Source organism: Bacillus sp. FSL K6-0255 (assembly GCF_045040725.1).
GTDB lineage: Bacteria > Bacillota > Bacilli > Bacillales > Bacillaceae > Bacillus > Bacillus subtilis.
Genome location: NZ_CP150278.1, coordinates 2,917,576 through 2,929,318, shown reverse-complemented (window position 1 = coordinate 2,929,318; position 11,743 = coordinate 2,917,576). Strand labels below are relative to the sequence as shown.

Annotated in this window: 12 protein-coding genes and 1 other annotated feature (1 of these 13 cut by a window edge); of the genes, 9 read left to right on the top strand and 3 right to left on the bottom strand. The window is 44.5% G+C overall.

Annotated elements, in window-relative coordinates; all coding sequences use genetic code 11:
* Positions 1–205 precede the first annotated feature (205 nt).
* From murC to motS, 8 genes are all read left to right on the top strand, one after another.
* Positions 206–1,504: a UDP-N-acetylmuramate--L-alanine ligase gene (gene murC, locus MHB62_RS15310; RefSeq protein ID WP_003229274.1), complete on the top strand. Its 1,299-nt coding sequence runs from the start codon at positions 206–208 to the stop codon at positions 1,502–1,504.
* Between the two features lie 161 nt (positions 1,505–1,665).
* Positions 1,666–2,088 (top strand): DUF948 domain-containing protein, encoded by a 423-nt coding sequence (locus MHB62_RS15305; RefSeq protein ID WP_003229276.1) that lies wholly within the window; start codon positions 1,666–1,668, stop codon positions 2,086–2,088.
* Between the two features lie 30 nt (positions 2,089–2,118).
* Positions 2,119–2,574 carry a YtxH domain-containing protein gene (locus MHB62_RS15300; RefSeq protein WP_032722351.1) on the top strand — a complete coding sequence of 152 codons (456 nt, stop codon included), beginning with the start codon at positions 2,119–2,121 and terminating at the stop codon, positions 2,572–2,574.
* 23 nt (positions 2,575–2,597) lie between these two features.
* On the top strand, positions 2,598–2,924 hold the full coding sequence (gene ytxJ, locus MHB62_RS15295; protein WP_032722350.1) for a bacillithiol system redox-active protein YtxJ: 327 nt from the start codon (positions 2,598–2,600) through the stop codon (positions 2,922–2,924).
* A 235-nt stretch (positions 2,925–3,159) separates the two neighbouring features.
* On the top strand, positions 3,160–4,236 hold the full coding sequence (locus tag MHB62_RS15290; protein ID WP_003223454.1) for a bifunctional 3-deoxy-7-phosphoheptulonate synthase/chorismate mutase: 1,077 nt from the start codon (positions 3,160–3,162) through the stop codon (positions 4,234–4,236).
* 275 nt (positions 4,237–4,511) lie between these two features.
* Positions 4,512–5,516, top strand: a complete 1,005-nt coding sequence (gene ccpA / locus MHB62_RS15285) for a catabolite control protein A (RefSeq protein ID WP_003229285.1) — start codon at positions 4,512–4,514, stop codon at positions 5,514–5,516.
* A 62-nt stretch (positions 5,517–5,578) separates the two neighbouring features.
* Positions 5,579–6,397, top strand: coding sequence for a flagellar motor protein MotP (gene motP / locus MHB62_RS15280; RefSeq protein WP_014477672.1), 819 nt, complete (start codon positions 5,579–5,581; stop codon positions 6,395–6,397).
* Entirely contained in the window at positions 6,387–7,115 is a 729-nt protein-coding gene (motS, locus tag MHB62_RS15275; RefSeq protein WP_003229290.1) for a flagellar motor protein MotS, read from the top strand. Before motP ends, motS begins: the two co-directional genes overlap by 11 nt.
* 10 nt (positions 7,116–7,125) lie before the next feature.
* On the opposite strand, the gene MHB62_RS15270 is transcribed toward motS, so the two are convergent.
* From MHB62_RS15270 to acuA, 3 genes are read right to left on the bottom strand one after another with little or no spacing between them, the layout of a single operon-like run.
* Complete coding sequence (locus tag MHB62_RS15270; protein WP_004398517.1) at positions 7,126–8,289, bottom strand: acetoin utilization protein AcuC; 1,164 nt, start codon at positions 8,287–8,289, stop codon at positions 7,126–7,128.
* Positions 8,286–8,930 (bottom strand): acetoin utilization AcuB family protein, encoded by a 645-nt coding sequence (locus MHB62_RS15265; protein ID WP_003229294.1) that lies wholly within the window; start codon positions 8,928–8,930, stop codon positions 8,286–8,288. Before MHB62_RS15265 ends, MHB62_RS15270 begins: the two co-directional genes overlap by 4 nt.
* A 26-nt stretch (positions 8,931–8,956) precedes the next feature.
* Positions 8,957–9,589 (bottom strand): acetoin utilization protein acetyltransferase AcuA, encoded by a 633-nt coding sequence (gene acuA / locus MHB62_RS15260; protein ID WP_003229296.1) that lies wholly within the window; start codon positions 9,587–9,589, stop codon positions 8,957–8,959.
* Positions 9,590–9,749: 160 nt separating this feature from the next.
* Here acuA and acsA point away from each other — a divergent pair, with 160 nt between their 5' ends.
* On the top strand, positions 9,750–11,468 hold the full coding sequence (gene acsA, locus MHB62_RS15255) for an acetate--CoA ligase (RefSeq protein WP_004399030.1): 1,719 nt from the start codon (positions 9,750–9,752) through the stop codon (positions 11,466–11,468).
* A 54-nt stretch (positions 11,469–11,522) separates the two neighbouring features.
* Positions 11,523–11,743 (top strand) — a binding site (T-box leader); it runs 16 nt beyond the window's last position.

Sequence of the window (11,743 nt, the reverse complement as noted above, 5' to 3'; positions counted from 1 at the left end):
GCATTTAACAGCTATGCCGCTTTACAGCAGCTGTGCATAGACAAATCTTGATATCTGGGTTTAATCGGAAAGAAATAACCTGATACTAAACATAACAAAACATATAAAATACGCCGCTAAGGGAGGCTTTTCAGCCGCCGCGGTCGCAAATTGAAATGAGCGTCATATACTGGGGAACAGATAGACGTTTGTTGGAGGTACAATTATGACTGTTTATCATTTTGTTGGAATAAAAGGGACCGGTATGAGTCCGCTTGCCCAAATACTTCATGATAATGGATATACTGTCCAAGGATCGGATATCGAAAAATTTATTTTTACGCAAACAGCGCTTGAAAAAAGAAATATTACGATTCTTCCTTTTAGCGCGGAAAATATTAAACCCGGCATGACAGTCATCGCCGGAAACGCATTCCCAGACACGCATCCTGAGATAGAAAAAGCGATGTCTGAGGGAATTCCGGTGATACGTTATCATAAGTTTTTAGGCGACTACATGAAAAAATTCACGAGTGTTGCCGTTACGGGCGCACACGGCAAAACGTCGACTACGGGTCTGCTGGCTCACGTGATCCAAAACGCAAAACCGACGTCTTTCTTAATCGGAGACGGAACAGGCCAGGGAAATGAAAACAGCGAATACTTTGTGTTTGAAGCGTGCGAATACCGCCGCCATTTCTTAAGCTATCAGCCAGATTATGCGATTATGACGAATATTGATTTTGATCACCCTGATTACTTTTCAAGCATTGACGATGTATTTGACGCTTTCCAAGAGATGGCTCTTCAAGTCAACAAAGGCATTATTGCCTGCGGAGACGATGAGCATCTGCCGAAAATCCATGCAAACGTCCCGGTTGTGTATTACGGCACGGGGGAAGAAAATGATTTTCAAGCCAGAAACATCGTAAAAAGCACGGAAGGGACAACTTTTGATGTCTTTGTCCGCAATACGTTCTATGATACGTTTTATATTCCTGCGTACGGCCACCACAATGTATTAAACTCATTGGCGGTCATTGCGTTATGCCATTATGAAGAAATTGATTCCAGCATCATTAAGCATGCTCTCAAATCCTTTGGGGGCGTCAAACGCAGATTCAATGAGAAGCAGCTTGGGGATCAAGTGCTGATTGATGACTATGCCCATCATCCGACAGAAATAAAAGTGACAATCGAGGCGGCAAGACAGAAGTATCCAGATCGGGAAATTGTCGCGGTATTTCAGCCTCATACATTTACACGGACGCAACAGTTTCTTGACGAATTTGCAGAAAGCCTGAGCGGCGCTGACTGTGTGTATTTATGCGATATTTTCGGCTCAGCCCGTGAGAATGCCGGAAAGCTGACGATCGGCGATCTCCAGGGAAAAATTCATAATGCCAAGCTGATTGAAGAAGATGACACATCTGTTTTAAAAGCTCATGATAAAGCCGTTCTCATCTTCATGGGAGCAGGAGATATCCAAAAATATATGAGAGCCTACGAAAACGTCATGGCATAATAAAAAGCAGTGATCTCACTGCTTTTTATTTATCTGATGGAAAAGCTTATTAAAGGATTTTCTTACATAACGGAGAATAGTATGTATACAGCCCAGTACACATGTTTAGGATTGAAGAAAACGGGTAAACAGCAGTATATCCTGCAGCAAGGAGGTTTGAGATGATTATTATTCTTTATTTGAGCGTTGCACTCATCGCAGTTGCATTTCTCGTATTAGTGATCTACTTGTCTAAAACATTGAAGTCATTGCAGCTGACACTAAAAAACGTCGCATCCACTCTTGAAGGGCTGGAGGGACAAATGAAGGGCATCACAACTGAAACAGCCGAGCTTTTACATAAGACCAACCGCCTGGCTGAAGATATTCAGGAAAAATCAGAAAAGCTGAACACGGTCGTTCATGCTGTTCAAGGAGTGGGAGCTTCTGTACAGCAGTTCAATACATCCATGAAACAAGCGGCAGGGTCTGTATCGGCATCAGTTAGAGAGAATCAAGATAAGATCAATCAAGTTGTCACTTGGAGTCAAGCAGCAATGGAAATTTGGGAGAAATGGAAGCAAAAGAAAAAATCAGCCCTGTAAGAGAAAAAAATACTAAGAGGAGGAATAATGATGAGCAAAGATGGAATTAATAGTAAAGATTTTTTAATCGGAACTTTAATCGGGGGAATCATCGGTGCCACTACAGCTCTTTTTCTAGCACCTAAATCAGGCAAAGAACTTCGCGACGATCTCGGCAGCCAGGCTGTTGCCTTACGGGACAAAACTGATAAAATGACGGCAGATGCGAAGGAAAAAGGCACGCAATATGTCAGCATCGCAAAAGACAAAACTTCCAACATCACACAGCTTGTAGCGGATCAGTCTGGGCAGATCATGAACAAGGTAAAGGATTTAAGAGACCGTTCCAAATCTGACAAAACGGATTCATCGACTGCAATGAAAGATATGAGGGAAGAAGCGATGCAGGCAGCTGATGAAACAAAAGATCAAGTCCTCCAGACGAAAGAAGATGTAAAAGACGAACTGAAAGATGCACAAAAACAGGCTGAGCAGTTGAATCGCTGAGCAGGGAAGGAAGAGCTTGAGTCATGGCTAAACAGCTTATTCAATCTGAGGAAGAATTTAAACGGATTGCAGAACAGGAAGGCGTTTTCGTCTTCTTGAAACACAGCACCACATGCCCGATCAGCCAGGCAGCATTTCATGAGTTTGATGCCTTTGCAAATCAGCATGAGGATGTGCCGGCTTACTATCTTCAAGTACAAGAAGCCCGGCCGCTGTCCAATTTCATTGCAGAAACATATGGGGTCAAGCATGAAAGCCCTCAGATATTCATCATTCAGAACGGTAAAGTGAAATGGCATACCTCACATTCACAAATTACAGAAGCCGCTATTGAGCAGCATTTGTCATAGAAAAAAGCGTCCAGATATCATCTGGCGCTTTTTTTTGTAAAAAACCCTTGAACATTGCCCTCACATCATGTAGGATAGCTTCATAGATTACTTTATCACTTAAAAGCGTTTGGGTAATAAAGTAGAGTTTTTATAAAATTTTTTGTATTTCAGTATTTCCATTTGGAATTACTTATAGTAAGATGCATGATAACTACAAAATAAAAAATGAATGTGCAGGGAAAGGATGAAAAAAATGAGCAACACAGAGTTAGAGCTTTTAAGGCAGAAAGCAGACGAATTAAACCTACAAATTTTAAAATTAATCAACGAACGCGGCAATGTTGTAAAAGAGATCGGTAAAGCGAAGGAAGCACAGGGTGTCAACCGATTTGACCCTGTCAGAGAACGCACAATGTTAAACAATATCATTGAAAACAATGACGGGCCGTTCGAAAATTCAACCATCCAGCACATTTTTAAAGAGATATTCAAAGCCGGTTTAGAGCTTCAGGAAGAAGATCACAGCAAAGCGCTGCTTGTCTCCCGCAAGAAAAAACCTGAAGATACAATTGTTGATATCAAAGGCGAAAAAATCGGAGACGGCCAGCAAAGATTCATTGTCGGCCCATGTGCGGTAGAGAGCTATGAGCAGGTAGCTGAAGTCGCTGCAGCTGCGAAAAAACAAGGGATTAAAATTTTGCGCGGTGGAGCCTTTAAGCCTCGTACGAGCCCATACGATTTCCAAGGGCTTGGTGTTGAAGGCCTTCAAATTTTAAAACGTGTAGCGGATGAATTTGATCTGGCGGTTATCAGTGAAATCGTAACTCCGGCTCATATCGAAGAAGCGCTGGACTACATTGATGTCATTCAAATCGGAGCGCGCAACATGCAAAACTTCGAATTGCTGAAAGCGGCCGGCGCAGTGAAAAAGCCAGTGCTTCTGAAGCGCGGTCTTGCTGCAACGATCTCTGAATTCATCAATGCTGCTGAATACATCATGTCACAAGGAAATGACCAAATTATCCTTTGTGAGCGCGGAATCAGAACATATGAAACAGCAACGAGAAACACGCTGGATATTTCAGCTGTGCCGATTTTGAAACAAGAAACGCATTTGCCAGTCTTTGTTGATGTTACGCATTCAACAGGCCGCCGTGACCTCTTGCTTCCGACAGCTAAAGCCGCTTTAGCGATCGGTGCTGATGGCGTAATGGCTGAGGTTCACCCTGATCCGTCAGTCGCACTTTCTGACTCTGCTCAGCAAATGGCGATTCCTGAATTCGAAAAATGGCTGAATGAACTGAAGCCAATGGTGAAAGTCAACGCTTAATTGAACAATCCAAAAGGCCGCGCCTGCGGCCTTTTTTTATGCTTTCTCGTTTATTTAGTTATAAAAACCAAGTATACGTTTTCATCATCTATAAAAACGTGTATAATTTCATGAGAAGTAATTAAATTTGATGAATAATGAAAAATAATGTACACTACTGACTTACGCTTACAAATCATAAACGACATAAATTCGGACATTATGACATTTCTCTACATAAAGTGTTTATGCTATAGATAAGGATAAGTGTATCCAGTAAAAGGAGTGGTTTTAGGATGAGCAATATTACGATCTACGATGTAGCGAGAGAAGCTAATGTAAGCATGGCAACCGTTTCCCGTGTCGTGAACGGCAACCCGAATGTAAAACCGACAACGAGAAAAAAAGTCTTGGAAGCCATTGAACGTCTCGGTTACCGTCCAAACGCGGTGGCAAGAGGACTGGCAAGTAAAAAAACAACAACTGTAGGTGTCATCATTCCCGATATCTCAAGCATTTTCTATTCAGAGCTTGCGCGCGGAATTGAAGATATCGCGACAATGTATAAATACAATATTATTTTGAGCAACTCTGACCAAAACATGGAGAAAGAGCTGCACTTGTTAAACACAATGCTCGGTAAACAAGTGGACGGCATCGTGTTTATGGGCGGAAACATTACGGACGAGCATGTGGCGGAATTTAAGCGTTCTCCAGTGCCGATTGTACTTGCCGCTTCTGTAGAAGAGCAGGAGGAAACACCGTCAGTCGCTATCGATTACGAACAGGCGATTTATGATGCCGTGAAGCTTTTGGTTGATAAAGGACATACAGACATCGCGTTCGTTTCCGGACCAATGGCAGAACCGATCAACCGTTCGAAAAAACTCCAAGGCTACAAACGTGCGCTTGAAGAAGCGAACCTTCCGTTTAATGAACAATTTGTAGCTGAAGGGGATTACACATATGATTCCGGACTCGAAGCACTGCAGCATCTGATGAGCCTGGATAAAAAACCGACAGCCATTCTTTCTGCAACTGATGAAATGGCACTCGGCATTATCCATGCTGCTCAGGATCAGGGCTTATCCATTCCGGAGGATCTCGACATTATCGGTTTTGATAATACAAGATTAAGCCTCATGGTTCGTCCGCAGCTTTCAACAGTTGTTCAGCCGACATATGATATCGGCGCCGTTGCGATGAGACTGCTGACGAAGCTCATGAATAAAGAGCCGGTTGAAGAGCATATCGTCGAACTGCCGCACCGTATAGAGCTTAGAAAGTCAACCAAGTCATAAGAAAAACAAAGAGCAAGCTTCACCTTTATGGTGAATTCTTGCTTTTTTCATGGGGAGAAATGATGAAACGTTTTGATTATCTTACACCTGTTGGATTTGTGTTAGGAACGATTATTATTGTTATCGGGATTATTTCAGGATCGGGAGTAAGCGGTTTCCGCTCTTTTCTTGATCTGACCTCTTTCTTCATCGTAACAGGGGGACTTTGCGCCGCTGTTTTTATCAGTTTTCCGCCAAGAGAGCTGAAAAAAGCGCCCTCTGTGTTAAAGCAGGCATTCATCCGCCAGGAAGACAATGTGAAAGATCTTGTGAAAACCTTTGTTTCCCTTTCCGATCACGCGCGAAAACACGGGCTTTTATCATTGGATGATCAGGCTCGGGAAATCAAAGATCCATTCTTGAAAAAAGGGCTGCTTTTAGCGATTGACGGCTGGGATGAAGAAACGATTCGGCTCGTCATGGATTCAGAAATCGCAGCAATGGAGGAACGGCACCGCAAAGGGCGGCGGGTTTTTGAAAAAGCGGGAGAATTCGCTCCGGCGTGGGGAATGATCGGAACACTCGTCGGGCTTGTGCTGATGCTTAAAAACTTAAATGACCCGCATATGCTCGGACCAAACATGGCCATTGCGCTTCTGACGACTTTATATGGTTCATTACTGGCAAATATGGTCTTCAACCCGATCGCGGCTAAGCTTGAAGAGAAAACAGAAAGTGAAATTTTCATCAAGCAGGTAATGGTGGAAGGGATTATCGGTGTTCAATCCGGAAAAAACCCGCGCAACCTTGAAAGCCAGCTGGTCGTTTTCAGCTCACGGGAAGAATGGCAGAAGCAGCCAAAACAAGTAAAAACAAAAAAGGGATCTGTACATGAAGCTTAGAAGAGAACGTTTTGAAAGAAGGAATGGAAGCGGAAAAAACAGTCAATCTTCATCCAGCTGGATGGTAACCTTTACAGATCTGATCACCTTGATCCTTGTGTTCTTTATTTTACTCTTTTCGATGTCCCAAATCGATCTGCAAAAATTCAAAGCGGCAGTGGACTCGATCCAGAAGGAAGGCAACGGGCTTCAGCCGGACCAAACATCCATAGAAAAAAAGAATACATCCCCATCTGATACGAAGAAGCAAGAGGATCAGCAGGATCAGCTTCTCAAGAAAGTAAATACATATATAAAAGACAATCATTTGAAGGCCCAAATGACAGCCAAACGGGATGAACGCGGTGTCGTGCTCGTTCTTCAGGAGGCTGTGCTGTTTGATACAGGTGAGGCAAAGGTGCTGAAAAATGCCGAAACACTTCTTCACCAAATTGCCGTTCTTCTTCAAACAATTCCAAATGACATTCAGGTTGAGGGACATACAGACAGCCGAAACATTTCGACATACCGATACCCGTCGAACTGGGAGCTATCAGCAGCACGGGCAAGTGGAGTGATTCAATACTTCACGTCTAAAGAGAAGCTTCCCTCCAAGCGCTTTATTGCTGTCGGTTATGCGGATACAAAGCCAGTAAAGGATAACAAGACAAATGAACACATGAAGGAAAATCGGCGTGTGGAAATAGTGATTAAAAAATCAAAAACGACCTCTTCGTAAAGGTCGTTTTTTACTTTGTTCTTTGCTGTTCAGAACGTATCGCATATAATGCTTTGCTGACAGTTTGGGCATTTTTTTCTGTAATTTCAGGCTTGCGGGGAATCGGAGGATATAAATCAGCCGGATCGCTCCAGCTCGACGGAAGGGCCACGGGGCATTGTTTTTGCCATTTAACAATCCATTCCGGCGGGATCTCGTGACCCGGGTCAATTCCCTTCATTTCAAGCCATATTCTGGCCCAGGCGCGGGGCACGACACGCCAAATATCATATCCGCCGCCTCCGACTGCAATCCATTTCCCTCCGCAATATTGATGAGCCAAAGTGTGTGCAAGACGGGGGATTTCTTCGTATATATTGATTGTTGCTGATAAATGCGTCAGCGGGTCGTAGTAATGGGCATCGGCGCCGTTTTGGCTGATAATGACATCGGGCTCGAAATACGCGGCGACTTCTGAAGCTGCTGTCCGGTAAGCCTCAAGAAAAGAATCATCCTCTGTAAAAGCGTCAAGCGGAATATTAAAGGAATAGCCATATCCTTTTCCGCTTCCTTTTTCTTGGATCTGACCGGTTCCAGGGAATAAATACCTTCCTGTTTCATGAATGGACAGCGTGCATACGTCAGGATTATCGTAAAATGTAAATTGCACACCGTCCCCGTGGTGGGCGTCCGTATCAATATAAAGCACTCTGGCGCTATATTTTTTCTGGATATATTGAATAGCCACAGCGCTGTCGTTGTATATGCAGAATCCTGATGCTCTCCCGCGAAAGCCGTGATGAAGCCCTCCGCCAAGGTTTGCCGCATGCAGGGCTTGTCCTGACATGACCCAGTCTGCGGCCGTTAAAGTGCCGCCGACCAAGAGTGATGCCGCTTCGTGCATGCCGGCAAAGACGGGTGTGTCTTCAGTGCCGAGCCCGTAGCTTTCTCCTTCTTCAGCGGGAAGCTTTCCGGCGCCCGCAAGCTTTACGGCCTGAATGTAATCGTCCGTGTGGACAAGGGAAAGCTCCTCTTCTGAAGCGAGTCTGGGGGTGACAATGTCTCCATCATCAAAGGCATTGATCGTCTTAAGCAAATCATATGTTAACAGAACCCGCTGCTGATTAAAGGGATGCTCCTGATGAAACATATAGGTTTGGTAGGATGGAGAATAGATAAATACACTGTCTCTCATAGCAGATCCCTTTGCTCTGACGGCCATACGACGTGGTGTCCATTTCTTTGTAATGCCTGCAAAAACGGCAGCGGATTCATCGTTTTTACACGGAAGACAAGCACTTTTACACCGGGATCGTCATGCGGATAAACAAGCACGCTTAATATTTTCACTTGAAGGTCTTGGCAAAGACTGCTGATCTCAGCGAGGCTTTTGGTGATGTCGTTTACTTTTATCTCAATTTGCGAGCCCGGCTGGTCAGCGCCTGTCAATTTGACAAACGTCCGCAGCAAATCGGTTTTTGTTAAAATGCCTATTAATTTTTGATGGTGTACCACTGGTAGGCAGCCGATGCCATGCTCGTAGAACACGGCTGATATTTCTTCGACAAAATCTAACGGGTGGGCGCAGACAACATCCTTTTTCATAATTGAATCTACGCTTCGTGTGAGAAATAGGCTTCGTTTGTTTTCTTCAAAAATACTCGGGCTGGCCTGTTTCATGTCCCTGTCTGTAATCATGCCGATCACGTGTCGTTCTTCATCTACAACAGGCAGATGCCTGATATGGAATTCCTTCAGTTTGCATATTGCTGTTTCAAGCGTATCCGTCTTCGTTAATGTAATGACATCTCTTTTCATGATTTGCTCAACAATCATTATTTTTTCCCCTTTGTCAGTGTCAGTTAATACATATAACGATGATAAAAACGGAGCCTGTCAAATTGCTCAATTGATTCTTGGCTGACGTTTTTTCCAATGCGGGCCATCAGACAGTTTGCAGGGTGGGAGCTGATCTCCGGCTCATCCGTTGCAAACCAGACCAATCCGCCTGCATTCATCATCTTTTCCATGATCTTTCTGTATTCCCACACATCTTTTTTCATCCCTTTTAAATCCCAATGCCAGTAATATTCTGTCGTCATCACAATGTAGTTTTCCATTTGTTCATCCATCATGCTGACGGTCAGGAGCGTCTTTCCGACAGCGCATCCCCGATAGTCCGGCGCTACTTCGATGGCTCCGAGCTCAATCAAATCCTCCATATTTCCTTCAGACCATCTTTCGAGCGGGTCAGGATATAAATACGTGACATAGCCGACAATGGTTCGGCCGTCTCTGGCAATAATAATGCGCCCTTCGGGAAGGCCTGCAATGTCGACTAGCGCTTCATGCTGCTCGCGAGGCGGGCGAAATGCGGTTAAATCTTTATGAAACTCATAACCTGCCAAATCCTCTGGAGAGACAGGCCCTTCTATCAGTAAAGAGCCGGTTGCTGTTTTGATGTTTGCTGAATGGTATGTTTTATGATGTTCCACTAATTCACCGTCCCATCAATTCTTATCAAAAATACATGCCTTCTTTAAGAATACCAAATTATAAAGCGTTTTCAACATGGTTTATATTTTAAAAATTGAGAAGAATATGAATATATACTATAATAATTGTGACAACTTCAGCAAAGGGGGATGTTTGGGCATGAACTTGAAAGCGTTACCAGCAATAGAGGGGGATCATAACTTAAAAAACTATGAAGAAACGTACCGGCATTTTGATTGGGCCGAGGCAGAGAAACATTTCTCTTGGCATGAGACAGGGAAACTGAATGCGGCGTATGAAGCGATTGACCGCCATGCCGAATCGTTTCGAAAAAACAAAGTAGCGCTTTATTATAAAGACGCAAAAAGGGATGAAAAATACACATTTAAAGAAATGAAGGAAGAATCAAACAGAGCCGGGAATGTGCTGAGACGGTATGGAAATGTGGAAAAAGGGGACCGCGTTTTTATTTTTATGCCGAGATCACCCGAGCTTTATTTTATTATGCTTGGCGCAATCAAAATTGGCGCCATCGCCGGGCCGCTGTTCGAAGCATTTATGGAGGGAGCGGTGAAAGACCGGCTTGAAAACAGTGAGGCAAAGGTTGTTGTCACAACGCCTGAGCTGCTGGAGAGAATACCGGTAGACAAACTGCCTCACTTGCAGCATGTCTTCGTAGTCGGGGGAGAGGCTGAGAGCGGCACGAATATCATCAATTATGATGAAGCAGCGAAACAGGAAAGCACAAGATTGGATATCGAATGGATGGATAAAAAAGACGGCTTTCTGCTTCACTATACATCAGGTTCCACTGGTACGCCAAAGGGCGTGTTGCATGTCCATGAAGCGATGATTCAGCAATATCAAACAGGAAAGTGGGTCCTTGATTTAAAGGAAGAAGACATTTATTGGTGCACGGCTGATCCAGGCTGGGTGACAGGTACGGTATACGGCATTTTTGCACCGTGGCTGAACGGAGCGACAAATGTCATCGTCGGCGGACGTTTCAGCCCGGAAAGCTGGTATGGAACGATTGAACAGCTTGGCGTCAATGTCTGGTACAGCGCGCCGACAGCTTTTCGGATGCTGATGGGAGCGGGAGATGAAATGGCTGCGAAATATGATCTAACTTCACTCCGGCATGTGCTCAGTGTCGGTGAGCCGCTAAATCCGGAAGTCATCAGATGGGGACATAAAGTTTTTAACAAACGAATCCATGATACCTGGTGGATGACCGAAACGGGCAGTCAGCTCATCTGCAACTATCCTTGCATGGATATTAAACCGGGTTCAATGGGTAAGCCGATTCCAGGAGTGGAGGCAGCGATCGTTGACAATCAAGGCAACGAGCTACCGCCGTACCGAATGGGCAATCTCGCCATCAAAAAGGGCTGGCCTTCCATGATGCATACCATTTGGAATAACCCTGAAAAGTATGAATCGTATTTCATGCCGGGCGGCTGGTATGTGTCTGGGGATTCTGCTTACATGGATGAAGAGGGATACTTTTGGTTCCAAGGCAGAGTTGATGACGTCATCATGACCTCCGGTGAGCGCGTCGGCCCATTTGAAGTGGAAAGCAAGCTTGTCGAACATCCGGCTATTGCAGAAGCAGGCGTTATCGGAAAGCCTGACCCGGTGCGTGGAGAAATCATTAAAGCCTTTATTGCACTCAGGGAAGGATTTGAGCCGTCTGATAAACTGAAAGAAGAGATCCGCCTATTTGTAAAGCAGGGTCTTGCAGCCCATGCGGCTCCGCGTGAGATCGAATTTAAAGATAAGCTTCCGAAAACCAGAAGCGGAAAGATCATGAGGCGCGTGCTGAAGGCATGGGAGCTTAATCTGCCGGCTGGAGATCTGTCAACAATGGAGGATTAAAAGGCGGCGTTGACACAGGATTTTATTTATGTTAAAAATGATATAGCTTCATATGAAAAGGTAAAGATTGAGACAAGTAGAATATCCTTACGTTCCAGAGAGCTGATGGCCGGTGAAAATCAGCACAGACGGATATATCGAATACACTCATGAACCGCTTTTGCAAACAAAGCCGGCCAGGCTTTCAGTAGTGAAAGAACGGACCTGATCCGTTATCAGGCAAAGTGATAAGACGAATGTTTGCATTCTCTTATTAGTAGGGTGGTACCGCGATA

What these genes read in the sequence shown, in the direction of transcription:
- murC (WP_003229274.1), top strand. Translation starts at nt 206, where the DNA reads ATGACTGTTTATCATTTTGTTGGAATAAAAGGGACCGGTATGAGTCCG.
- MHB62_RS15305 (WP_003229276.1), top strand. Translation starts at nt 1,666, where the DNA reads ATGATTATTATTCTTTATTTGAGCGTTGCACTCATCGCAGTTGCATTT.
- MHB62_RS15300 (WP_032722351.1), top strand. Translation starts at nt 2,119, where the DNA reads ATGAGCAAAGATGGAATTAATAGTAAAGATTTTTTAATCGGAACTTTA.
- ytxJ (WP_032722350.1), top strand. Translation starts at nt 2,598, where the DNA reads ATGGCTAAACAGCTTATTCAATCTGAGGAAGAATTTAAACGGATTGCA.
- MHB62_RS15290 (WP_003223454.1), top strand. Translation starts at nt 3,160, where the DNA reads ATGAGCAACACAGAGTTAGAGCTTTTAAGGCAGAAAGCAGACGAATTA.
- ccpA (WP_003229285.1), top strand. Translation starts at nt 4,512, where the DNA reads ATGAGCAATATTACGATCTACGATGTAGCGAGAGAAGCTAATGTAAGC.
- motP (WP_014477672.1), top strand. Translation starts at nt 5,579, where the DNA reads ATGAAACGTTTTGATTATCTTACACCTGTTGGATTTGTGTTAGGAACG.
- motS (WP_003229290.1), top strand. Translation starts at nt 6,387, where the DNA reads ATGAAGCTTAGAAGAGAACGTTTTGAAAGAAGGAATGGAAGCGGAAAA.
- MHB62_RS15270 (WP_004398517.1), bottom strand. Translation starts at nt 8,289, where the DNA reads ATGAGAGACAGTGTATTTATCTATTCTCCATCCTACCAAACCTATATG.
- MHB62_RS15265 (WP_003229294.1), bottom strand. Translation starts at nt 8,930, where the DNA reads ATGATTGTTGAGCAAATCATGAAAAGAGATGTCATTACATTAACGAAG.
- acsA (WP_004399030.1), top strand. Translation starts at nt 9,750, where the DNA reads ATGAACTTGAAAGCGTTACCAGCAATAGAGGGGGATCATAACTTAAAA.